A 22,615-nucleotide genomic window follows, 5' to 3' on the forward strand; every position below is an offset into this window, starting at 1 on the left:
CAATACCTGATAAATAAAATGGAAAACCAAAAAGACATAGAAAAATTGGCAATAGATACCGTAAGGGTATTGGCAGCCGATGCAGTGCAAAAAGCAAATTCAGGCCACCCCGGTACCGCTATGGCGCTTGCGCCGATGGGCCACGTTTTATGGACAAAGTTTTTAAACTATAACCCTAAAAACCCTGATTGGGCAAACCGCGACAGGTTTATCCTATCAGCCGGTCACGCCTGTATTTTACAATACAACTTTTTGTATTTAACCGGCTATGATCTTTCTTTAGATGATATCAAACAGTTCCGCCAGCTGAACAGCAAAACTGCCGGTCACCCGGAATACGGTTTGGCTCCGGGTGTTGAAGTAACTACCGGTCCGCTGGGACAGGGTTTTGCTAATGCTGTAGGTTTCGCGATAGCGCAGAAACATTTAGCAGCACGTTACAACAAGCCGGGTTTTGAGCTGTTCAACTACAACATTTACACCATTTGCAGCGATGGCGATTTGATGGAAGGTGTAACTTCTGAAGCAGCTTCGTTAGCTGGTCACCTGCAATTGGGTAACCTGATCTATTTATATGATGACAATCACATCTCTATTGAAGGCAGTACCGATATTGCATTTAATGAAGATGTAAGCGCCCGTTTCCGCGCATACGGCTGGCATGTACAGGATTTAACCGATGTTAATGATACCCATGCGTTAGAGCTAGCTATCATCAACGCCAAAGCCGAAACTCAAAAACCATCATTTATCCGTGTTCGTTCACTAATTGCTTACGGTAGCCCTAATAAATCAGGTACTGCAGGTTCACACGGTTCTCCGCTTGGTGCCGACGAAATTAAACTGGTAAAACAGTTCTTTGGTTTTGACCCTGACAAATCATTCAACGTATCTGATGAGGTGTTGGATTATTACCACACTAAAGGTGCTCGTGGTGCCGCCGTTGAAGAAAAATGGAATAAATTATTTGCTGATTATAAAGCTAAATTCCCTGAATTAGCTGCTGAATATGAAGCTGCTGCTAAAGGCGAATTACCTGCCGGCTGGAAAGATAAACTGCCAGTGTTTAAAGGTTCGGACCCTAAAATGGCAACCCGTCAGGCATCAGGCAAAGTGTTAAACGCTATTGCTCCTGCATTGCCAAACCTGATTGGCGGCGCGGCCGACCTTGCTCCATCAACAGAAACCAACCTGAAAGAGTACGATTCATTTACATCAGAAAACCGTGCGGGCCGTAACTTCCACTTCGGTATCCGTGAGCATGCCATGGGTTCGGCTTTAAATGGTATGGCTTTAACCAAAGGCTTGCTGCCTTTCGGTGCTACCTTCCTGATGTTCTCTGAGTATATGCGCCCGCCAATCCGTTTGGCAGCCATCATGAAAATAAACCCGATTTTTGTTTATACCCATGACAGTATCGGTTTGGGCGAGGATGGTACTACCCACCAGCCTGTTGAGCAATTGGCTTCTCTTCGCTCTATACCAAACTTAACCGTGATCCGTCCGGCTGATGCTAACGAAAGCGCTCATGCATGGCGTGTTGCCATCGAGAAAAAAGGCGGCCCTACTGTATTGGTATTCACGCGTCAGGGTTTACCTATCCTTGACCAGGATAAATATGGTAAAGCCGAAAACCTGGAAAAAGGTGCTTACATCCTTTCAGAAGGCAGCAAAGGCCCTGACCTGATCCTGATGGCTACCGGTTCGGAAGTATCATTGATCATGCAGGCGCAGGAAAAACTGGAAGCTGAAGGTATTTCAACCCGCGTGGTGAGTATGCCATCATGGGAGTTGTTTGAAAAACAGGATGAGGCTTACAAAGAATCAGTATTCCCTAAAGCAAGCAGAAAACGTTTGGCTGTTGAGATGGCATCCCCTATGGGCTGGCATAAATACACCACCGACGAAGGCGATATGCTGGGCATGACCACCTTCGGTGAATCGGCCCCTGCTGAAGATCTGTACAAACACTTCGGCTTTACTGTTGATAACGTTGTAAAAAGAGCAAAAGCATTATTATAGTGAGTAGTGAATGGTGAGCGGTGAGTAGTTATCTATTCACCACTCACCACTCACCGCTCTCCATTCACCAAGAAATGAACTGGAACAGCAATCTGATAAATAACCTGGAGTGGGCCGATAAGATCATCAATATCGAAGGCAAACAAAAGGTAGCTGCCGAAATAGCGGCAAAAGTTAAGGATGGCGATATTATAGGTGTTGGCTCGGGCTCAACATCGTACCTGGCACTGGTGGCCATTGCTCAAAGGGTAAAAGATGAAAAGCTGAATGTAAAAGCTATCCCAACATCGGTTGAACTTACCATGTTTTGCGCCAAACTGGGTTTGCCTGTAACTACCCTGTATGAGCATAAACCCGACTGGCTGTTTGATGGCGCCGACGAGGTTGACCCGGATAAAAGCCTGATTAAAGGACGTGGCGGGGCCATGTTTAAAGAAAAACTGCTGATCAGCTCAAGCGCGGTAAGCTATATCATAGTCGATGAATCGAAGATGGTTGATAAGTTAGGCTCGAAATTTCCGGTGCCTATCGAGGTTTTTCCACAGGCATTGCCTTATGTTGAAAAGGAACTGAAAAGTTTGGGGGCAACGGAGCTAACTATTCGCCCGGCAAAAGGTAAAGACGGCCCGATAATTTCTGAAAACGGCAACCTGGTATTGGATGCTAAGTTTAATGAGATCGGTAAAAGTTTTGAGCGGGATATTAAATCGATAACAGGAGTAATTGAAAGCGGGCTTTTTATCGGCTTTGATCTGAATATCATTATGGCGGCTAATAATTAGTCTGAAGTCAGGAGTCGTAAGTCTGAAGTCGCAAGTCCGAAAAAAACAAGACTTTTGACTTAAGACTTAGAACTTCCGAGCTAATAATGGTATGTTAACAAAGTATGATATAAACCTTACAATTAAGGGCATTCTTATTAAGAACTTTACATAACAGACCGATTTGGTAGTAATTTTTGCTACCTTCATCGCGCTTTTAACAAAATAATTAACAAACAAAAACGAACCCCATTATGGCAACTAATAATGTAGCGCAGATACATGGTTTTGGTCAGAGTATCTGGCTTGATTTTATTGACCGTGAGATCATCTCTTCAGGAAAACTTAAAGAATTAATTGACGTTGACGGCGTACGCGGCGTTACTTCAAACCCTGCAATTTTTGAAAAAGCTATCAGCAGCAGTTCTGATTACGATGCTGATATCGCTGCACTTAAATCTGAAACTGACAACGAGAAATTGTTTTTTGAAATTGCTGTTAAAGATATCCAGGCCGCTGCCGACCTGTTTAAAGGTGTTTACGAAGAGTCAAACAAAGTTGACGGTTATGTGAGCCTTGAAGTTTCTCCGTTTTTGGCTTTAGATACCGAAGGTACTGCTAAACAAGCCGAAGAACTTTGGAAAAAAGTTGACCGTGAAAACGTAATGATCAAGATCCCTGGCACTAAACCAGGTTTGGCCGCTATTCAGCAATCAATTGCAAAAGGTATCAACATTAACGTTACCCTGCTTTTTGGTTTAGAGCGTTACGAAGAAGTAACTGAAGCATACATTGCAGGTTTGGAAGAGCATTTAGCTGCCGGTCACAAAATCGCGCATATCGCATCAGTAGCAAGTTTCTTCCTGAGCCGTATCGACGTGGTTGTTGACCCGATCATCGAAGCTAAAGGCGAAAAAGAATTATACGGTGAAGTTGCTATCGCGTCGGCTAAAAAAGCCTATGAAATTTACAAACGGGTATTCAGCAGCGAAAGATGGCAAAAACTTGCTGAGCAAGGTGCGCAGCCACAGCGTTTGCTTTGGGCAAGTACCGGCAGCAAAAACCCTGCGTTTAAAGATACCAAATACGTTGAAGCATTAATTGGCCCGGATACTGTTGATACCGTTCCTTTGGAAACTGTTGATGCTTTCCGTGATCATGGTATTGCTGCAAACACTTTGGAAGCAGGTTTAGATCAAGCTACCGAGATTTTGGCAAAACTGCCTTCTTTAGGTATCGATCTTGCTGCTGTAACACAGCAACTGGAAGACGAAGGTATCGAGAAATTCAACAAGCCATTTGAAAAGCTGTTGAACGCTATCGAAGCACAAAAAAACAAATAATTAAGCTCTGAGTCTTAAGTCGAAAGTTTTGAGTTCGAAGTCGGAATAATTTTTTGACTTCGAACTTAAGACTAAAGACTCCCGACTTCAATAAAAACTACATCTATGGAAGTTGCTGATCTGAAGATCCTTTTTTTTGACGTGGGCGGCATTCTGCTGTCAAACGGATGGGGACATGAGGCCCGTGAAGAAGCGGCCAAACGTTTTAAACTCGACTACGCCGAGGTTAACGCCCTGCACAACTTTATTTTCAACGTATACGAAATTGGCAGCATCACGCTTGATGAATACCTTGATACGGTGATATTTAACCACCCAAGGGATTTTGTACGCGAAGATTTTAAGGATTTTATCTACTCTACGTCTGTTGAATTGCCAATGCTGCAATTTCTTAAAGACTGGAAAAAAGATTGCGGCTTCCGTATTATATCGGTGAACAACGAGGGTAAAGAACTGAACGATTACCGGGTACGCAAATTTAAACTGCATGAGTGTTTTGATGCTTTTGTATCATCATGCGAAGTGAAAATGCGTAAACCTGATCCAGGCATCTGGCAATTGGCTATGGGTATTGCCCAGGCATCGCCGCAACAATGCGTGTATTTTGACGACAGGAAAATGTTTGTTGATACAGCGCAAAAACTGGGCATCCGTGCATTCCAGCACACGAGCCTCGAAGGCACCAAGAAAATTTTAGAAACACTTAAAAAAGAAAACCTCAAAACAAAATGAGCGCAACAGAAAACAAATACGCCTTTGGTATGATAGGCCTGGGTGTTATGGGTCGCAGCCTGCTGCTGAACATGGCCGATCATGGCTTCGCGGTTGCCGGACACGATAAAGATACCGGTAAAGTAGATTCATTAAACCAGGAAGCTGGCGACAGGGAAGCCAAAGGCTTTTCCGATGTTAAAGAGTTTATACAAAGCTTAACCACGCCAAGGGCAATCATGATGCTGGTACCTGCCGGTAAAATTGTTGACGCCGTAATTGAGGAATTAACCCCGTTGTTAGAAAAAGGCGATATCCTGATTGATGGCGGCAACTCGCACTTTACCGATACCAACCGCCGTGTTGAAGAATTGGAAGCTAAAGGCCTTCATTTCTTTGGTATGGGTGTATCTGGTGGTGAAGAAGGTGCCCGCCGCGGCCCGAGCATGATGCCGGGTGGCGATAAGGATGCTTATGCTGTGATGAAACCTATTTTTGAAGCCATTGCCGCTAAAGTTAATGGCGAGCCTTGCGTTACCTACATTGGCCCTGGCGCGTCAGGTCACTTTGTTAAAATGGTGCACAACGGTATCGAGTACGGTATCATGCAGGTAATTGCCGAAACTTACGAGATCCTGAAAAAAGGATTGAAAGCAAGCAACGAAGAAATTGGCGATCTGTTTGCTAAATGGAATGAAGGTCGTTTACAATCGTTCCTGTTAGATATCACTAAAGATATTTTCAAATACATAGCTCCGGGTACCGATCATTTATTGTTAGATGATATTAAGGACGAAGCTAAGGCTAAAGGTACCGGTAAATGGACATCGCAGGTGGCTATGGACCTGGTAACCCCTATCCCAACCATCGATACTTCAGTATCAATGCGCGACCTTTCTAAATATAAATCGTTACGTGAACAAGCTTCAACCGTTTATAACGACCCAATTGAGCTTAACGGCAGTAAAGAAGAGTTATTGGTTGCTTTAGAGCAGGCTTTCTACTTCACCAGCATCCTTACTTATGCCCAGGGTATGCACCTGCTTACTAAAGCGTCAGAAGAATTTAACTATGATCTGCACCTTGGCGAAATCGCTAAGATCTGGAGAGGCGGCTGTATCATCCGTTCAGAATTCCTAAATGATATTTACAACGCATATAATAAAGATAAAGCATTGCCGCACCTGTTGCTTGACAGCGATGTAGCAGCACTTGTTAAAGAAACTTTACCGGGCATCAGGAAAGTATTATCGGCTACAATCGCTGCCGGTGTTGCTACTCCGGGTTATGCTTCGGCATTAAGTTACTTCGATGCTTTCCGCAGCGAAAGAATGCCTTCAAACCTTACCCAGGCTCAGCGCGACTACTTTGGCGCGCATACTTATGAGCTTATCGGTAAAGAGGGCGTTTTCCATACACAATGGGCTCCGGCAAACGATTAATTAACGGTTTTAATTAAAACACAACAATGAGCACAACAGCTAAATCAGAACCTACCATATTTATCATTTTTGGTGGTACAGGCGATTTAAATGCACGTAAAATAGCACCGGCCTTATACAACCTGTTTTTGGACGGTTGGATGCCAAAGCAATTTTCTATTATAGGTACCGGTCGTACCAAACTTACCGACGAGCAATTCAGGGAGAACCTGCACAGGGATATCAACCAGTTTTCGCGCAGCGGTAAAACCGACGATAAGCAATGGGCGGAGTTTGTAAAAAACGTTTACTACCAGGTATCTGACGCTAACGATTTTGAAACATACAAAGAGTTTGGCAAACGCATTGAAAAACACAACGCCGAGTGGAAAACCAAGGCAAACGTGTTATTCTACCTTGCAGTAGCACCTAATTTCTTCCCTATCATCGCGTCGAACATATCAAAAGCTAAACTGGCTGAAGATAAAAAACGCGTAAGGATCATCATTGAGAAACCATTTGGTCATGACCTGGAAACAGCGAAAGACCTGAACGCTTTGTTAAAGAGCATTTTTGACGAGTGCCAGATCTATCGTATTGACCATTACCTGGGCAAAGAAACTGTTCAGAATATTATGGCCTTCCGTTTTGCCAACTCCATTATGGAACCACTTTGGAACCGTAATTATATTGAGCACGTACAGATTTCCGTTACTGAGCAATTAGGCGTTGAAGAACGCGGTGATTATTACGATGGCTCTGGTGCCATGAGGGACATGATCCAGAACCACCTGTTACAATTGCTTTGCCACATAGCTATGGAAGCACCGGTAAGTTTTAGCGCCGATGAAGTACGCGACCGTAAAGTCGACGTGCTGAAAGCCATGCGCAAATTTACTGCCGAAGATGTTCGTAATTCGACCGTTAGAGGCCAGTATGGCAGCGGATGGATGAAAGGCCGCGAAGTACCCGGATACCGTGAAGAGCCAAAAGTTGACAAAGAATCAAATACCGAGACTTTTGCAGCTATTAAGTTTTTCATCGATAACTGGCGCTGGCAAGGTGTTCCTTTCTACCTGCGTACAGGTAAAAGGCTGCACCAGTCATCATCGGTTATTACCATCCAGTTTAAGGATGTTCCGCACCAGATTTTCCCTGCCGAAGCAACTGAAAGCTGGCAGCAAAACAGGCTCATCATCAGCATACAGCCAGAGATGAGTATCCGTTTACAGGTTCAGGCTAAACGCCCGGGTATTGATATGGTATTAAACGCTGTTGATATGGTGTTTGACTATAAAGGTACTTATACCAACCAGGCTCCTGAAGCTTACGAAACGCTGATATTGGATACCATGATGGGCGATCAGACGCTGTTTATGCGTGGCGACCAGGTGGAAGCTGCATGGGAACTGGTAATGCCTATCCTGAATACATGGCAAAGCAAAAAGAGCCTGAATTTCCCTAATTATTCGGCCGATTCATGGGGCCCTGAAGCTGCTGAAGCTTTAATTGCCCGCGATGGCTATAATTGGTTCACCTTACCTGTAAACGGTAAAAAATAAAAAGTAATGACACTGAATATCTATAATACGGAAGATGAAGTATTAACCGGGCTGGCCGATCATTTTGTTACCCTGGCTACGGAAGCTATCAACAAAAACGGCAAGTTCAGTGTGGCGCTTTCGGGCGGTAGCTCACCTAAAAAGCTATATGAACTGCTGGCTTCAACAACCTATGCCGACCAGGTAAACTGGGAAAAGGTTTTCTTCTTTTTTGGTGATGAACGCAACGTTCCTCATGACCATAAAGACAGTAATTACCTGATGGCTAAAAAAGCGTTATTTGAACCATTGATGATAAGCCCGGCACAAATTTTTCCGGTTGAAACATCATTTGGCCCTGCCGAAGCGGCGGCGAAATACTGGGAAGTGATTTCAGCGTTTTTTGACGATGATGAAGCAAGTTTTGACCTGGTATTATTAGGCTTGGGTGATAATTCGCACACCGCTTCATTATTCCCTTATACACCTGTATTGCATGATCGTGTACCCGGTGTGAAAGAAGTATGGCTGGAAGACCAGCAGGTATGGCGTATTACCCTGAATGCACCGCTTATTAATGACGCTGCCCAAATAGCGTTTTTAGTTTACGGAGCAGGTAAAGCCGAAGCTGTAAAACACATACTGGAAGATGATGAGGATATTGAACTGTATCCGGCTCAGCTTATCGATTCCATATCTGGCGAGGTAGAGTGGTTTGTTGACGAACCGGCTGCAGCAGCTCTGGAAAGCAAAGAGTAATATTTTATTTGTTGATAAAGAAAGGGTTTAAGCGTTGAGTTTAAACCCTTTTTTGTTGTGATAATAGGATATATAAAAGATATATTTTATTTTTCTATAATTATTGCAAGCCTTACACTTTATCACAAATGAAAAAGCTTTTACTCTTTGTTTGCGCGGTTGCTATGTTCTGCTTCGGCTGCTCAAAAAATAACGGAGCATTGCCTCTCCCCAAAAACACGTTTGAAATTTCTTTGTCGCGGCCTTTTGTAGTAGTTACAACTCCTGATGACACCTGGATTCAGGTATTGGGTGGTAAAGGTTTTATACAGTTTGATGCCGCGGGCAGTGATACCTTAACGGCCGCGAGTATAAAAGATAGTGTTAATTTAAAAGATATTGCCGGGTACAAAAAACAGCTTACCGCGGGTAATTATGATATAGCTTTAAAAACCAAAAGCGAGGCTGTTACCGATACTTTTATAAGGTTTACCGCTGGTGCATCCCACATCGAATTAAATAAAGACAAACAGGTTAGTTTAACTGCAAATACTAATGATGCCGTTATTACTATCAGCAAAAAACAAATAGATAATTCAGCAAGGCCTGTATTTATGCCGGCAGGTACAGACAAAATGTACGAGTTTGGGTTGGCAAATGATTACTACTTTATTTATGTAAAAGGAGCTACAAGCGGCAGGATAAAATTTACCGAAGTAACTACCGGTAACTTGTATCTAAAGGATATCACTGCAACAGCAACGTTCCATTATGATATCTCAGCTATACTTAATGCCACAGGCGTTGTTGTTCGCTCAACGCAATTTCATATAAAACCTGCTATATAAACGCCTTATCACAATGAATAAATATCTGATATTTTTAACCATGGCAATATTTTGCCTGTTAAACTCTTGCAAAAAAGATGATAATAACGGTAAAGAAACAACAGTAATAGCAGGCGTTACCATACAATCTGTAAGTTACCCCGCAATTGCCAACAGCACCTGGGTTAACGTAACCGGTGGAACCGCATCCCTGCGATTTGATTTACTGGGTGCGGACAGCAAAGTAACCTCAACGCTTAATGACAGCGTTCGCCTCAACAATGTAAGTAGCTTTGATAAAACATTGAGTGAGGGGACTTACAATATTTACATTGCATCAAAAAATGTAAGTGCTGCTGCAGATACTTTTATCCGTTTTAATGCGCAGGTTAAATCCTACCAGGTAAAAAGTAAGCAGGCTCTATCCTTTAATGCATCATCTGACGATGGTTTGATCACCATTGGGAAAAGCTTTGTTCAGGATAATACATTTCCTGTTTTTAAATCAGATACCGGTACCCGGATTTACAAGTTTGGGCTTGTTAATGGATTTTACTACCTGTATGTAAAAGGAGGTATAAAAGGATCTGTTTCATTTAATTCAAAACTCGGTCAAACATTTAGCAAACAGCTAACTATATCTTCCTTAACGCAATATAATCTGGCATTGCAAAACATTAATGCTTCAATGCAAATTGTTTTTGAGCCATTCATATATAATCCAATAGGTGTTCGTACCAGTACATTATTAACAATGAATATAAATCCTGATGCCCTTGCAGGATCAAAAAGTGTTTATTTTGTTGTGACAGACGAAAATGGCGTTATTTTAAATGAGGTGAAATATATCAACGGAACCTCTGTTTTTAAAATCTCATCATTGCAGCCTTACGAAAAAGACAGGTTCAATTTTTTCCAGATCAGGGTTTCGAATGATCCGAATACCATGCCTCAGATAATTGGCTACCTGCAGATTAAAAAAGGCAGTGTTTACACTACAAACTGGCCATTTTTACCTCAAAAGCCCACATCTGCTATTAAGCCGCACGTAAAAAATACAACCGGCTTTGATGCGCTGACTGTAAGTAGTGATTTTGCCGGCGCAACTATAAGGTCGTTAGCAGATACCAGCGTTTTTCAAAGCTTGAGATATGTTGATGGTGGAAAGTTGTTCGTACAGATGCTTAAAGGAAACCAGCAGCTATATAAGTTTTTTGATATTCCTAACAGCACTTTAAACTTTGATATAGATGTTACTAAATTAACAGAAACACCAAAGGTACAAAGCATTACCGCGCCAGGCGATAACCTGCGGGTTATGGTTATGGGTAAAACGGATATAAATTATTCAAACCTATATTATCTTTTAAATGAATCATCGCAGGCAAAACAAATGGATATTTATTATCCGACAGAAACATTTCCTGAGTATGATGCCATGATGAGTTATGATATTGGTAACCTAACATATAGTATAGTAACGAGAGGTCCCAAAATACCCGATAATGCCGCCGGGTTTAATGCTTCATTTAACGTTGATGCGTCATCGCTCGCTAATTTTAAGCCTTCCTGGTCGGGAACTTTTGATTATTATATGGCCGATTTTATAGACCCTTCAAGTTCTTATCTTAATGTTGTGCTATATTCACCATTAGCCGGGAACTACAAAAATATTAAGCTTCCGGATTTTGCTAAATATCTCGGTTTTACTCAATTGGATTTAAACACACTTAGGCTTAAATCATTCGGCCTGTATCAGTATGATGGTTTCGACGAAACTCAATTTTTGTATAAATATGGGGGCGCCTTTTTTGGAGAATTTAACGGCAAGCAGGTTGTGCGTAATTATTAGCGATATTCTGTCTGTCGGTATGCAATTAAACACAGCATGATTTAAGTAATTGCAGTTATACATGCGGGGGGATTTCTGTTAACTTTACGGCAATCGAATATCGCCAAATGGATAACGAACCGTTAATTAATGCTATCAAAGCCGTCGTTGATATGCCTGACGAGGATATGGCGATGTTGTTGAGTTGCGTTACCCGGCACGAATTAAAAAAAGGTGACGCGGTTTTAGAAGTAGGGCAGGTTTGCCGGCATTTTTATTTTGTTGACGAAGGCTACCTACGCACCTGGTATAATAAAGATGGCATAGTTATTAATCTCAATTTTACGTTTGAAAAAGGGTTTACTTCCAACCTCAGGAGCTTTAAATCCCGTAACCCTTCCGAGTACACTATTGAGGCTGGTGAAAAAGCGATTGTTTATATTTTTGATTGGGACAAAATCGCTTCTCAGCATATTGATCTGCCGCTTATGGCGTTGTTTGTACGCCGTGTAGCGGTAAGGCTGCTGCTGGCTTCGGAAGAGCACAGTGAACTTTTTAAGATCTACACCCCTGCCGAACGATACCATTTTATTGAAAGGAATAATCCCCGGCTGCTTCAGCGGATATCTCTTTCACAGTTGGCCTCTTACATCGGCGTTACCCGCGAAACTTTAAGCCGGATCCGCTCCAAAAACTGATTAGCCGATTGTGATTATTGTCACAGGTGTACATGCATCATAATCCTCAATTTTGCCATAAAAATTTTGAGTATGATCTGGTATCAGTATATAGCTTGTTTCTTCGCCGGGGCATTCCTCGCTAACGTTGTTCCGCATTTTGTTAGCGGTATCAGCGGTAATAAATTTCCTACGCCTTTTGCTAAACCGCCAGGGAAGGGGCTTTCTCCCGCTACGGTAAATATGGCCTGGGCTTTGTTTAATCTTGTTATTGGTTTCCTGTTGTTTCGGACGGGGCATGTAAGCGCGGATAATCTACTTTCGCAGGTCGTGTTTTTCCTGGGGATTGCTGTGCTCAGTCTTTGGTTGAGTGCTCATTTCCAGCATAAGGATAAAGAATAAATAAGCCGATATATGTAGGCTTTAAATTTGATAAACTATAAAAACATAAATGGAACAAAATACAGCAAATACAGCCCTGCTGGTTATGGATATGCAGGTGGGGATTATAGGTGCAATACCCGATGCCGAATTACTCATTGCTAACTTAAAGAAAGCCATAGCTGCAGCCCGTAGCAAAAACATGCCGGTAATTTATATAGTAGTAGGTTTCAGGCAAGGGGCACCCGAAGTTAGCAGCCGGAACAAAGGTTTTTCGGCAGCCAAACAGCGTTTCGCCGGTGTCGATATGAAACAGTTTATGCAGGTGATCCCGGAGCTGGCTCCGGCCGAAGGTGAACTGATCGTTATCAAACGACGCGTAAGCGCCTTTGCAGGCAGCGACCTGGAAGTGGTATTGAGAAGTTTTAACATTAACCATCTCGTATTAACAGGTATTGCCACCAGCGGTGTGGTGCTATCAACCGTTCGTGAAGCATCTGATAAGGATTACGAACTTACCATAGTTACAGATTGCTGCGCGGATACTGATAATGAAGTACATGAGTTGTTAATCACTAAGATATTCCCTCGTCAGGCAGAAGTGGTTACCGTAGGTAACTGGGCGAAATAAGATGCACTCATTGTGATGAGATCAATAAAAAAGCGATTGAGTTTTGGCTCAATCGCTTTTAAATATCAAAAACTCCCCCTTTAGGGGCCCGGGGGGCTTATTTCTTACCCCAACCGTCTTTCAGTGTAACCGTGCGGTTAAATACCAATTTATCCTGAGTTGAGTTTTTATCTAAGGTAAAATAGCCTTTACGCATAAACTGAACCGGTTTGCCTAACTCGGCATTAACCAGGTCTGGTTCGATATACACTGTCTGCAATACATGCAGGCTGTTAGGATTGATGTAATCCTTGAAATCGCCATCCTCGTTTGATGGATCTTCAACCTGGAATAAACGATCATATAACCTTACCTCGGCGGTTTTGGCGTGTTCAACACTTACCCAGTGGATGGTGCCTTTTACATTGATACCGCTGGTGTCATTGCCTGATTTTGACTCAGGCAGGTAGCTGCAATGAATCTCGGTGATATTGCCATCTGCATCTTTAACAATGCTTTCGCCTTTGATGATATAAGCGTTTTTAAGGCGCACCATCAAACCAATGCCTAAACGGAAAAACTTTTTAGGCGCAACTTCCATAAAGTCCTCGCGCTCTATCCATAGCTCACGACCGAATGGTATATCCCTGCCACCATCACCACCTTCAACTTCCGGGTTATTTTCGCCGTGCATTACTTCGGTTTCGCCCTCAGGATAGTTATCCAGGATCAGTTTAACCGGATCAAGCACAGCCATACGGCGCCATGCTGTTTTGTTCAGATCTTCACGGATACAGAATTCCAGCAAACCAACGTCGATCATGTTTTCGCGCTTGGCTACGCCAATGCGCTCGCAAAACTCACGGATAGAAGCCGGGGTATAACCACGACGGCGTAAACCACTGATAGTAGGCATGCGCGGATCGTCCCAGCCATCAACGTAGTTTTCGTTAACCAGTTGCAGCAGCTTGCGCTTGCTCATCACCGTATAGTTAAGGTTTAAGCGGGCAAACTCGTATTGTTTTGACGGGAAGATATGCAGTTGTTCAATAAACCAATCGTATAGCGGACGGTGAGGTACAAACTCCAGCGTACAGATAGAGTGTGTGATTTCCTCAATAGCATCTGACTGTCCGTGCGCGAAATCATACATTGGGTAAATGCACCATTTATCGCCGGTACGGTGGTGATGTGCGTGTTTTATACGGTACATCAATGGGTCGCGCAGGTGCATGTTTGGCGATGCAAGATCGAGTTTTGCACGCAGCACTTTGGCGCCATCAGGATATTTACCATCCTTCATATCGGCAAACAGCTGCAGATTTTCTTCAACCGAGCGGCTGCGGTATTGATTTGGCGTACCCGGTTCGGTTGGCGTTCCTTTTTGAGCAGCAATTTCTTCGGCAGTACTATCGTCAACATATGCCAGGTTGTTTTTGATCAGCCCGACAGCAAAGTTGTATAGCTGGTCGAAGTAATCGGAAGCGTAAAGTTCATTGGCCCAATCAAAGCCAAGCCATTTTACATCTTCTTTAATGCTGTCAACATATTCAATATCCTCCTTAACGGGGTTGGTATCGTCAAAACGGAGGTTGGTAAGGCCATTATATTTTTTTGCCAAACCAAAGTTAAGGCAAATTGACTTGGCGTGGCCAATATGCAGGTAACCATTAGGCTCGGGCGGGAAACGGGTAAGTACACGGTTGTCGTTTTTACCGGCAGCCAAGTCTTCTTCAACAATTTCCTCTATAAAGTTCAGTGATCTTTCTTCGCTCATAAATTAGTATAGCAATAAGGGCAAAAGTAACAAATTTTTGTGCGGTGTGCACTAAGAAGTGTCCTGTTAACCGGAGAAGAAAAATCGCGCCTTTGCGGGCAGGATATTATAATGATTTCAACAACAAATCCGCCACTTCCTCACCTACCAAACTCCCCATAGCTACACCCATGCCATTACACCGCACAGCACAGAAAATACCGGGCTGTATTTGTTTAACTATCGGGCTGATCTCCTGTCCGAAACCCATGATGCCGCTCCACCAGTAATCTATCTCTACGTTTTGACCGGGCAGGATCACCTCATTCAGGTAAGTTATCAGTTGTTGTTTTACCTCATCGGTATGGCCAAAATCCCAGGTTTCTTCGGCTTTGTAGTTAAGATTTCGGCCTCCTCCAAACAATACCCTGTTATCGATATTACGGAAATAATAATAACCCTGGTTGAAATGGTAAGTACCTTTTAGCTTCAATCCCGGAACAGATTTAGTAACCATCACCTGCCCGCGGCCCGGTACAACATCAAGTTCGGGATAAAGCTGGCTTGCAAAGGCGTTAGTTGCCAGGATTACTTTATCTGCTTTAAAAACTCCTTGCGAGGTGTTTAACCTGATATAGTCATCCTCCTGTTCAATATCGGAGATACTGCAATTGTTAAGCACCAATACGCCGAGTTCATAAACTTTATATAACAAAGTACGCATCATTTTTCCCGTGTGGATCTGTCCTTCAAACGGGTTGTAGATGATATGCTTTACCTTTTTTAAGCCAAATCCTGCAATTTTTTCATCAGCTACTGCATAAATGTCAGCCCGACCAACGGCTTGCTGAAATAATTTATTTAGATGATTTATCTGGCCGATACAATCATGCGCATGGTTTTCCTCATGATCCATAAACAGTTCATGGCCGCCATGCTGATGGTAGTCAATCTGCGCGTCGCCCAGATTTTGCCTTAAACGCTGCAGCCCGTTCCATTTGTAAGCTACTAGGCGCATGGCTTCTTCTTCGGATGAGTGATTTATTACTTCAATTTGCTCCGAAACTGTACCAAAACATGCGAAACCTGCGTTTTTAGTACTGGCGCCGGATGGTAAAAAGCCTCGTTCCAATACCAAAACTTTTAGCGCCGGTTGCTGTTTTTTTATGTGAAGCGCCGCGCTTAAGCCCACGAGGCCGCTGCCTATGATAATTACATCGGCATTATCGGTAAATGCGGTGCGTTCCCAGTATGAAAATGATGGCTCCATTAATGTCAAAAATAAATAATCGGGACACAAAAAGGTAATGGTTTACCGGGGGGTAAATAAAGCGGAATAATTTTTGAACAGGAGCTGTAACGTTTGTAGTGTTTTAAACTACTTAGTTTTAAATATATTTTTTTATCAATCATATGAATCACATTTCATTAATTATGGGATACATAGCGCCTAACTCGGCCTGGTTCCTGATGATTATTGTTGCCCTGGTAAGCTTTATTGTACAATGGCGGTTCAGGAGTAAATTTAAGCAGTATTCTGAAATTGGCTTGTTGTCGGGCTTATCGGGCCAGGAAGTAGCCGTGAAAATGCTGCGCGCTCATGGCATATTTGATGTACAGGTAATTTGTGTTGAAGGGCAACTTACCGACCATTATAACCCCGAAACAAAAACAGTTAACCTGAGCACTGATGTTTTTTACAGCAGGAGTATCGCTGCCGCCGCTGTTGCTGCGCACGAGTGCGGTCATGCCGTGCAGCATGCCGAAGCTTATGGCTGGCTAAGTTTCCGCTCGGCTATGGTGCCTGCCATCAATGTGGCATCAACCATTACCCAATGGACTTTATTTATCGGTATCATGCTGTTGTTCTTTTCCGGAAGCCCTTATGTTTTGGCCGTAGGTGTTGCCGCATTGGCGCTGGTTACATTTTTTAGCTTCATAACCTTGCCGGTTGAGTTTGATGCAAGCCGCCGTGCCTTAGCATGGTTGGACAACAATTATGCTGTAGTACAAACAGGGCAAGAGCATGAAATGGCAAAAGACGCCCTATGGTGGGCGGCCATGACCTATGTTGTAGCCGCATTGAGTGCTTTGGCAACTCTGGTTTATTATGCTTCGTTTTTGTTTAATAACAGAAGGAATTAAGCCGATGCTCCTAACGCCCTAAAGGGGGAACAATTGTGGTAACTATAGAGGCCTGTTTCCGGAGTGGAACAGGCTTTTTGCATTCTTAAAGCAACATATGCTCTTTAGAGGTAAGAATGTATACACATCCTGGTATATGCGCCGTAGGTGCTACCTGTTTGTAGAATAAGGTGTAGCTACGGCCATTGCGCCGTAGGTGCTACCCTGATGAAAATGTGTTTATAATCAATATTGAGCGGGTAGCCTCTACGAGGCAAAATGTTATTACTTTTGTTTTGCTACAAATAGGTATCCCCTATGGGGAATTGGCGCACGATAAAACGTGTCTGCGCTATAGATTTAGAGAATAGGCGGGCATTCAATCTTCATAATCCGTTCATTTAACCGTCCAAAACTTAATGCAATGTTCATGTCGCACAGGTAGGTTTGGGTAAAATCGAGATTATGAAAAAGATTGCAAGTGTATTTATGGTGCTTTTGATCGTATCAATAGTATCTGTTAAAACCTATGCACAAATTAGTGTAGGTGTATCAGTTAATATCGCTCCGCCTGTTTTACCAACATATTCACAGCCGCCTTGTCCCGTTGACGGATATTTATGGACTCCAGGTTATTGGGCTTATGACCAGGATGGCGGATATTATTGGGTGCCCGGCGTATGGGTAAGCCCGCCAAGGGTTGGTTATTTGTGGACGCCTGGTTACTGGGGATACAATGGTGCCGTATATGTTTTTCATGAAGGATACTGGGGCCCGCACATTGGTTTTTATGGCGGCGTAAACTATGGCTACGGTTATGTTGGCACCGGCTATGTGGGCGGTCGCTGGGCTGGTAATTCATTTCAGTACAACACAGCCGTTGTGAATGTTAATAACACGGTTGTGCATAATACCTATATCAATAAAACAGTTGTAAACAACGTTACCGTTAATAACAATAGCTTTAACGGCCCGGGCGGTGTAACTGCCCAGCCCAGACCGCAGGACCGGGCAGCTGAAAGGGATGCGCATCTGCAACCAACGTCAGATCAGGTTAGTCACCGTCAGGTTGCGGTTAAAGACCGGAGCCAGTTTGCTAAAGTAAATAACGGGCAGCCGGTAACTACAGCTATGAACAGGGTTAACGGAAACCGTTTTGCATCTGATGGAAACAATGCCCGGTCATCCTCAAGGAGTAATGCCGACAATAATCCCGCAAGGCCCCGTCCTTCAGAAAGTACCGATCATCCGGTTAGCAACCAGCCAAGACCGGTAAATAATCAACAAAGGCCTGAAGGTAATCAGCCAAAGCCGGTAAATCAGCAACGGGCCAGAACTCCACAAAGGCAGGTGCCCGCGCGGCATCAGGCAGCCCCACACCGGGAAAGGCAACGCTAAGCTAACAATTGCCCCAAAGTACATTATATAAAGAAGCCCTAACTGGTTATTCAGTTAGGGCTTTGTATTTTTAAAGTCTTGTTTCTTGAATCTTGCTGTCTTGACTCTCAATTCAGCCTATACGGCGCTATCAGATAAAATTCCGGGATCTGCACATTGAAATTGGCATTATCCAACATACGAACCATGTGGTATTCGCCTTTCATATTACCCATATCGGTTTTAAGGTTGCAGCCTGATACATACTCGTGCGTATGGCCCGGTTCAATAACCGGTTGCTGGCCCACTACACCTTCACCTTCCACTTCGCGCTTCGCGCCGTTTGAGTCAAATATATACCAATGGCGGCTCATCAACCTGATGGCGTAGTTGGTCATGTTCTCGATGCTTACCTTATAGGCAAACATAAAATGATCGTTTGCCGGGTTTGAATACTCCGGCTGATATATGGTTTCTATGGAAACCTTAACACCCTCAGTAATAGTGGTAACCATGTGACAAGTATCGTTTATTTCAAATATATAGAAAGGGAGCAAATATTAAGCCATTTCAATGGCATATTTTTCTTCAATCTCGGCCAGGATCTGGTCAACTGATTCAAGATCAGGGGCAGTAACAAAACGCATCCTGAACTCTTTGAAATGATCTATCCCTTTAAAGTAGTTAGAATAGTGCCTGCGCATCTCAAAAATGCCTGTTTTTGGCCCTTTCCATTCTATTGATTTGTATAAATGTGCTTTGCATGCAGCAACGCGCTCGGCAATTGTGGGCTTATCCAGGTATTCGCCGGTTTTAAAATAGTGCTTTATTTCGCGAAAAATCCACGGATAACCGATAGCCGCGCGACCGATCATCATGCCATCAACCTCATATTCCATCCGCCATGCCGCGGCTTTTTCGGGCGAATCGATGTCGCCATTGCCGAAAATGGGGATTTTTATACGCGGGTTTTTCTTGATATCTCTGATCAGCGCCCAGTCGGCCACGCCCTTATACATCTGCGCACGGGTGCGGCCATGTATAGTAAGCGCCTTGATGCCAACATCCTGCAGGCGTTCGGCAACCTCGTAAACGTTTTTGGTGTTATCGTCCCAGCCAAGGCGGGTTTTAACCGTTACCGGTAAATGTGTTGCCTCAACAACCGCTTTGGTCATGGCAACCATTTTATCAATATCCTGCAATAAGCTTGCACCTGCACCACGGCAAGCCACCTGTTTTACCGGGCAACCGTAGTTAATATCCATCAGGTCGGGCCCTGCCAGCGTAGCAATCTCAGTAGCTTCGCGCATGTGGTCGATATCGCTCCCAAAGATCTGGATACCGATGGGCCTTTCGTATTCAAAAATATCAAGCTTTTGCCTGCTTTTTGCCGCGTCGCGGATGAGGCCCTCGCTGGAGATGAACTCTGTATACATCATATCCGCGCCGTTTTGCTTACACACATAACGGAACGGCGGATCACTCACGTCCTCCATCGGCGCCAGCAACAGCGGGAACTCTCCTAAATCAATATTTCCTATTTTTACAGACATCCTTATCTTTAGCCTGCAAAAATACGAATTTTACATCGAATGATAAAAGACCCAATTCAAGTGCCTCAGCCACAGAGAAGTCAAATAACGCCGTCTTTACAATTTATTATACTGATTGCCCTAACTATTGGGCTGCTGATAGTGTGTAGTTTAATAGCTGCAGGAATTATTGGTGCCATATTCGGAACACAAACGCTTACCGATACTTTTACCTTTAATTTGCACAACCCGCATGTTGGCGCGGCTTTGTGGACATTGCAGATCATCAGCACTACCTTGCCGCTGTACCTGGCCCCTGTAATTTTTGCGCGTTTTATAGTAAAGGAGCCTGTAGATTATCTGAAAGTCACCCCCAAATTTCCGCCTGTATTGTTGCTGCTGATCTTATCTATCATGATCTGCTCATCGCCGGTTATGGAAGTGCTGGTAAATGTTAATCAGAAATTGGTACTGCCGGCCCCGTTAAAGAGCTTAGAAGATGCTTTACGTGCTATGGAAGCCCAGGCCCAAAAAGCTACGGAAGCTATGCTGCAGATGAAGACGGTATCAGATATGCTTTTCGCTGTTCTGGTTGTTGGTTTGTTGACTGCCATTGCCGAGGAGTTTTTATTCAGGGGATGCTTGCAAACTATCATGATCAGGTGGACAGGAAACCCGCATGCTGCTATCTGGATCACGGCTATCCTTTTCAGCGCTTTCCACATGGAGTTTTTTACCTTTTTGCCGCGTGTGGCATTGGGCGTATTTTTTGGCTATTTTGTGATGTGGAGCGGCAGCATCTGGACAAGCGTTTGGGCGCATTTTTTAAATAATGCCACCCAGGTAGTGATCCTGTACCTGTATTCGCAAAAACGTATAACGTTTGATCCTAATGATCAGCACGTTTTTAATTATCAGAGCTATGCGTTAAGCGTAATAATTATTTTAATTTTGCTTTTTATGTACAGAAATACTGCTAAAGGAAAAAGCCCGCTCTTGAGTTAAATGGAAAAAAACTGGGTTAAAATTTTTACTTCAACTAATTTTTACCAATCAGAAATTGTTAAGCAGATGCTTACCGGGCATCATATTGACACCGTTTTGCTTAATAAGCAGGATTCATCGCACCGAAATTTTGGCGAAATTGAGGTTTATATTCACCAGGAGGATTTTAGTAAGGCCATTGAGATCATGATCCTCAATCAAATTAATATATGAAACAACGCGCCATCACTGGCTTATTTTTTATTATCGTAATGATTGGGTCTAATTTGTTAGGCTCTTATGTATTTAGTGTTTTTTACCTGTTATTAAGTCTGTTTTGCCTTCTGGAGTTTTACAAGCTGGTTAAACAGGGCGGCATGCAGCCAGAGCGTTTTACAGGTGCCCTTGCAGGCGTAACCATGTTTTTCTTTTTTGCGGCTAATTGCTATTTCCCGGCATATAAATATATCATACTGTTGCCGATACTGCTTAGCTTTATTCCGATAGGCGAGTTGTACAAAAAATCTGAGGCGCCATTTACTAATATCGGGTTTACTTACCTGGGCTTATTAATGGCCGTAGTACCGTTTATGTTTTTCCATGCTATGGCTTTTACACGTGGCGACGGCGTATTTAACTTTCACGTACCACTGGGCTTTTTGATTATGCTGTGGAGCAACGATACCGGAGCTTACCTGGTTGGCAGCAAGTTTGGCCGTAATAAACTGTTTGAGCGGCATTCACCCAAAAAGTCATGGGAGGGCTTTATCGGCGGTATCCTGATCTGCGCTTTCGCGGCATATATTTTGAGTAATTTTTATACAGAGTACAATCGCTTTGATTGGATCATCATGTCACTCATTATCTCAAACTTTGGCACCATGGGCGACCTGGTTGAATCCATGTTCAAACGTAGCCTTAATGTAAAAGACTCAGGGGGCATATTGCCGGGCCACGGCGGCTTGCTCGACAGGTTTGACGGGCTCTTGATGGCCGCGCCAATTGTATATGCATACCTGTACTTAATTTCAAATTAGTAGTTTTGTATTAAACCCTATAAATAATGACCATACATAAAGAAGGCTATACCTCACTCGCTATTACTATCCTGTTCATTTTTGTTTTAAATGCGCTAATACAATTTTACATGCCAACCGCGCATACCTTAAAATGGATAGTTTACATTTTTTCGGGTGCTTTATTTTTGATCATCCTGCAATTTTTCCGCAGTCCGTTCTTCGATATCGAAACAGCCGAAAATACTATCCTGTGCCCTGCCGATGGCAAGGTTGTAGTGATAGAAGAAACTGAAGAAACCGAATTTTTAAAAGATAAACGCATTCAGCTGTCGGTTTTCATGTCGCCGGTTAACGTGCACGTAAACCGTAACCCCATTGCAGGCGTGGTGAGTTATTTTAAATACCACAAAGGTAAATACCTGGTGGCCTGGCACCCGAAATCCTCAACAGAAAACGAGCGTACTACCATCGCTATTGAAAACAGCAAAGGTGTAACCGTATTGTTCAGGCAGATAGCCGGCGCGCTTGCCCGTCGTATTGTATGGTATGTTAAAGAAGGCGATATTGTTGATCAGGGTCAGCAGTTTGGGTTTATTAAATTTGGATCGAGGGTGGATGTTTTCCTGCCGCTTGGTACTAAAATATTGGTGAATATTGGCGATGTGGTTAAAGGTGGCCGTACCGTTTTAGCCGAGCTGGTTGATCCGGAGCCGGTGAAGGCAGCTAAGAAGCCTGCTGCTGTTACTGAAGCGCCTGCTGCACCAGTTGAGCCCGCAGTATTGGTGGAAGAAACACCGACTATGAATAGCATTACCCCGGCACCATCATTAGTAGTTGACCACCCTGAGGCTGTTGAAAGCGCGTCTGCTGAAGAAGATGCTGTAGAGAAAACTACTAAGAAGAAAACATCCGCTCCGAAAGCTAAAAAAGCTGACGATGCAGCTGAAGAAGCGGATAGCG

The 22,615-nt window shown here is 43.5% G+C and carries 21 protein-coding genes and 1 pseudogene; 18 read left to right on the top strand and 4 right to left on the bottom strand.

Annotated features, from left to right (window positions below):
- Positions 1–18 precede the first annotated feature (18 nt).
- From tkt to DUL71_RS26660, 12 genes are all read left to right on the top strand, one after another.
- Positions 19–2,022 carry a transketolase gene (gene tkt, locus DUL71_RS26605; RefSeq protein WP_114940895.1) on the top strand — a complete coding sequence of 668 codons (2,004 nt, stop codon included), beginning with the start codon at positions 19–21 and terminating at the stop codon, positions 2,020–2,022.
- A gap of 74 nt (positions 2,023–2,096) precedes the next feature.
- Complete coding sequence (gene rpiA / locus DUL71_RS26610; RefSeq protein WP_112571454.1) at positions 2,097–2,804, top strand: ribose 5-phosphate isomerase A; 708 nt, start codon at positions 2,097–2,099, stop codon at positions 2,802–2,804.
- Between the two features lie 233 nt (positions 2,805–3,037).
- The gene (gene tal / locus DUL71_RS26615) at positions 3,038–4,126 is read left to right on the top strand and encodes a transaldolase (RefSeq protein ID WP_114940896.1); all 1,089 of its coding nucleotides are present in this window, start codon (positions 3,038–3,040) and stop codon (positions 4,124–4,126) included.
- Between the two features lie 105 nt (positions 4,127–4,231).
- Positions 4,232–4,858, top strand: a complete 627-nt coding sequence (locus tag DUL71_RS26620; protein ID WP_112571450.1) for an HAD family hydrolase — start codon at positions 4,232–4,234, stop codon at positions 4,856–4,858.
- Entirely contained in the window at positions 4,855–6,279 is a 1,425-nt protein-coding gene (gene gndA / locus DUL71_RS26625) for an NADP-dependent phosphogluconate dehydrogenase (RefSeq protein ID WP_114940897.1), read from the top strand. Before DUL71_RS26620 ends, gndA begins: the two co-directional genes overlap by 4 nt.
- A 26-nt stretch (positions 6,280–6,305) precedes the next feature.
- Positions 6,306–7,820, top strand: a complete 1,515-nt coding sequence (gene zwf, locus DUL71_RS26630) for a glucose-6-phosphate dehydrogenase (RefSeq protein WP_114940898.1) — start codon at positions 6,306–6,308, stop codon at positions 7,818–7,820.
- 6 nt (positions 7,821–7,826) lie between these two features.
- Positions 7,827–8,558 carry a 6-phosphogluconolactonase gene (gene pgl, locus DUL71_RS26635; protein WP_112571444.1) on the top strand — a complete coding sequence of 244 codons (732 nt, stop codon included), beginning with the start codon at positions 7,827–7,829 and terminating at the stop codon, positions 8,556–8,558.
- Positions 8,559–8,686: 128 nt separating this feature from the next.
- Positions 8,687–9,385 carry a hypothetical protein gene (locus tag DUL71_RS26640; protein ID WP_114940899.1) on the top strand — a complete coding sequence of 233 codons (699 nt, stop codon included), beginning with the start codon at positions 8,687–8,689 and terminating at the stop codon, positions 9,383–9,385.
- A 13-nt stretch (positions 9,386–9,398) separates the two neighbouring features.
- Complete coding sequence (locus tag DUL71_RS26645; RefSeq protein ID WP_114940900.1) at positions 9,399–11,216, top strand: hypothetical protein; 1,818 nt, start codon at positions 9,399–9,401, stop codon at positions 11,214–11,216.
- Between the two features lie 107 nt (positions 11,217–11,323).
- Complete coding sequence (locus DUL71_RS26650; protein ID WP_114940901.1) at positions 11,324–11,893, top strand: Crp/Fnr family transcriptional regulator; 570 nt, start codon at positions 11,324–11,326, stop codon at positions 11,891–11,893.
- Positions 11,894–11,965: 72 nt separating this feature from the next.
- Positions 11,966–12,274 (top strand): hypothetical protein, encoded by a 309-nt coding sequence (locus tag DUL71_RS26655; protein WP_114940902.1) that lies wholly within the window; start codon positions 11,966–11,968, stop codon positions 12,272–12,274.
- Positions 12,275–12,323: 49 nt separating this feature from the next.
- Positions 12,324–12,884 (top strand): cysteine hydrolase family protein, encoded by a 561-nt coding sequence (locus tag DUL71_RS26660; protein WP_114940903.1) that lies wholly within the window; start codon positions 12,324–12,326, stop codon positions 12,882–12,884.
- Between the two features lie 97 nt (positions 12,885–12,981).
- Here DUL71_RS26660 and DUL71_RS26665 read toward each other — a convergent pair whose 3' ends face one another.
- Together DUL71_RS26665 and DUL71_RS26670 are read right to left on the bottom strand one after the other, a co-directional pair.
- On the bottom strand, positions 12,982–14,640 hold the full coding sequence (locus DUL71_RS26665; RefSeq protein WP_114940904.1) for a glutamine--tRNA ligase/YqeY domain fusion protein: 1,659 nt from the start codon (positions 14,638–14,640) through the stop codon (positions 12,982–12,984).
- Between the two features lie 106 nt (positions 14,641–14,746).
- Entirely contained in the window at positions 14,747–15,889 is a 1,143-nt protein-coding gene (locus DUL71_RS26670; RefSeq protein WP_114940905.1) for an NAD(P)/FAD-dependent oxidoreductase, read from the bottom strand.
- 143 nt (positions 15,890–16,032) lie between these two features.
- Between DUL71_RS26670 and DUL71_RS26675 the strand changes: the two genes are divergently transcribed.
- Positions 16,033–16,764 (top strand): zinc metallopeptidase, encoded by a 732-nt coding sequence (locus DUL71_RS26675; protein WP_112571432.1) that lies wholly within the window; start codon positions 16,033–16,035, stop codon positions 16,762–16,764.
- A gap of 444 nt (positions 16,765–17,208) precedes the next feature.
- A complete protein-coding gene (locus DUL71_RS26680; protein ID WP_114940906.1) occupies positions 17,209–18,141 on the top strand; it encodes a YXWGXW repeat-containing protein in 933 nt (310 codons plus the stop codon).
- 107 nt (positions 18,142–18,248) lie between these two features.
- Here the strand turns inward: DUL71_RS26680 and apaG are convergent, their stop codons facing one another.
- Complete coding sequence (gene apaG, locus DUL71_RS26685) at positions 18,249–18,635, bottom strand: Co2+/Mg2+ efflux protein ApaG (protein WP_112571428.1); 387 nt, start codon at positions 18,633–18,635, stop codon at positions 18,249–18,251.
- A gap of 45 nt (positions 18,636–18,680) precedes the next feature.
- On the bottom strand, positions 18,681–19,673 hold the full coding sequence (gene dusB, locus DUL71_RS26690; protein ID WP_112571426.1) for a tRNA dihydrouridine synthase DusB: 993 nt from the start codon (positions 19,671–19,673) through the stop codon (positions 18,681–18,683).
- A gap of 39 nt (positions 19,674–19,712) precedes the next feature.
- Between dusB and DUL71_RS26695 the strand changes: the two genes are divergently transcribed.
- The 4 genes and pseudogenes from DUL71_RS26695 to DUL71_RS26710 form a co-directional block, all read left to right on the top strand.
- The gene (locus tag DUL71_RS26695) at positions 19,713–20,657 is read left to right on the top strand and encodes a CPBP family intramembrane glutamic endopeptidase (protein ID WP_114940907.1); all 945 of its coding nucleotides are present in this window, start codon (positions 19,713–19,715) and stop codon (positions 20,655–20,657) included.
- Positions 20,658–20,870 (top strand): putative signal transducing protein, encoded by a 213-nt coding sequence (locus tag DUL71_RS26700; RefSeq protein WP_091210011.1) that lies wholly within the window; start codon positions 20,658–20,660, stop codon positions 20,868–20,870.
- Entirely contained in the window at positions 20,867–21,673 is an 807-nt protein-coding gene (locus DUL71_RS26705; protein WP_114940908.1) for a phosphatidate cytidylyltransferase, read from the top strand. Before DUL71_RS26700 ends, DUL71_RS26705 begins: the two co-directional genes overlap by 4 nt.
- A gap of 26 nt (positions 21,674–21,699) precedes the next feature.
- A pseudogene (locus DUL71_RS26710) lies at positions 21,700–22,353 on the top strand (phosphatidylserine decarboxylase family protein); the annotation flags it as partial.
- Positions 22,354–22,615: the final 262 nt, after the last annotated feature.

The sequence above is a fragment of the Mucilaginibacter endophyticus genome, from assembly GCF_003351025.1.
Taxonomy (GTDB): Bacteria; Bacteroidota; Bacteroidia; order Sphingobacteriales; family Sphingobacteriaceae; genus Mucilaginibacter; species Mucilaginibacter endophyticus.

Excerpts from the sequence above, each read along its gene's own strand:
- DUL71_RS26700 (WP_091210011.1), top strand. The coding sequence starts at position 20,658 with ATGGAAAAAAACTGGGTTAAAATTTTTACTTCAACTAATTTTTACCAA.
- DUL71_RS26645 (WP_114940900.1), top strand. The coding sequence starts at position 9,399 with ATGAATAAATATCTGATATTTTTAACCATGGCAATATTTTGCCTGTTA.
- DUL71_RS26670 (WP_114940905.1), bottom strand. The coding sequence starts at position 15,889 with ATGGAGCCATCATTTTCATACTGGGAACGCACCGCATTTACCGATAAT.
- rpiA (WP_112571454.1), top strand. The coding sequence starts at position 2,097 with ATGAACTGGAACAGCAATCTGATAAATAACCTGGAGTGGGCCGATAAG.
- tal (WP_114940896.1), top strand. The coding sequence starts at position 3,038 with ATGGCAACTAATAATGTAGCGCAGATACATGGTTTTGGTCAGAGTATC.
- tkt (WP_114940895.1), top strand. The coding sequence starts at position 19 with ATGGAAAACCAAAAAGACATAGAAAAATTGGCAATAGATACCGTAAGG.
- DUL71_RS26675 (WP_112571432.1), top strand. The coding sequence starts at position 16,033 with ATGAATCACATTTCATTAATTATGGGATACATAGCGCCTAACTCGGCC.
- DUL71_RS26695 (WP_114940907.1), top strand. The coding sequence starts at position 19,713 with ATGATAAAAGACCCAATTCAAGTGCCTCAGCCACAGAGAAGTCAAATA.
- DUL71_RS26680 (WP_114940906.1), top strand. The coding sequence starts at position 17,209 with ATGAAAAAGATTGCAAGTGTATTTATGGTGCTTTTGATCGTATCAATA.
- DUL71_RS26665 (WP_114940904.1), bottom strand. The coding sequence starts at position 14,640 with ATGAGCGAAGAAAGATCACTGAACTTTATAGAGGAAATTGTTGAAGAA.
- DUL71_RS26650 (WP_114940901.1), top strand. The coding sequence starts at position 11,324 with ATGGATAACGAACCGTTAATTAATGCTATCAAAGCCGTCGTTGATATG.
- zwf (WP_114940898.1), top strand. The coding sequence starts at position 6,306 with ATGAGCACAACAGCTAAATCAGAACCTACCATATTTATCATTTTTGGT.
- DUL71_RS26640 (WP_114940899.1), top strand. The coding sequence starts at position 8,687 with ATGAAAAAGCTTTTACTCTTTGTTTGCGCGGTTGCTATGTTCTGCTTC.
- gndA (WP_114940897.1), top strand. The coding sequence starts at position 4,855 with ATGAGCGCAACAGAAAACAAATACGCCTTTGGTATGATAGGCCTGGGT.
- apaG (WP_112571428.1), bottom strand. The coding sequence starts at position 18,635 with ATGGTTACCACTATTACTGAGGGTGTTAAGGTTTCCATAGAAACCATA.
- DUL71_RS26705 (WP_114940908.1), top strand. The coding sequence starts at position 20,867 with ATGAAACAACGCGCCATCACTGGCTTATTTTTTATTATCGTAATGATT.
- DUL71_RS26660 (WP_114940903.1), top strand. The coding sequence starts at position 12,324 with ATGGAACAAAATACAGCAAATACAGCCCTGCTGGTTATGGATATGCAG.
- DUL71_RS26620 (WP_112571450.1), top strand. The coding sequence starts at position 4,232 with ATGGAAGTTGCTGATCTGAAGATCCTTTTTTTTGACGTGGGCGGCATT.
- DUL71_RS26655 (WP_114940902.1), top strand. The coding sequence starts at position 11,966 with ATGATCTGGTATCAGTATATAGCTTGTTTCTTCGCCGGGGCATTCCTC.
- pgl (WP_112571444.1), top strand. The coding sequence starts at position 7,827 with ATGACACTGAATATCTATAATACGGAAGATGAAGTATTAACCGGGCTG.
- dusB (WP_112571426.1), bottom strand. The coding sequence starts at position 19,673 with ATGTCTGTAAAAATAGGAAATATTGATTTAGGAGAGTTCCCGCTGTTG.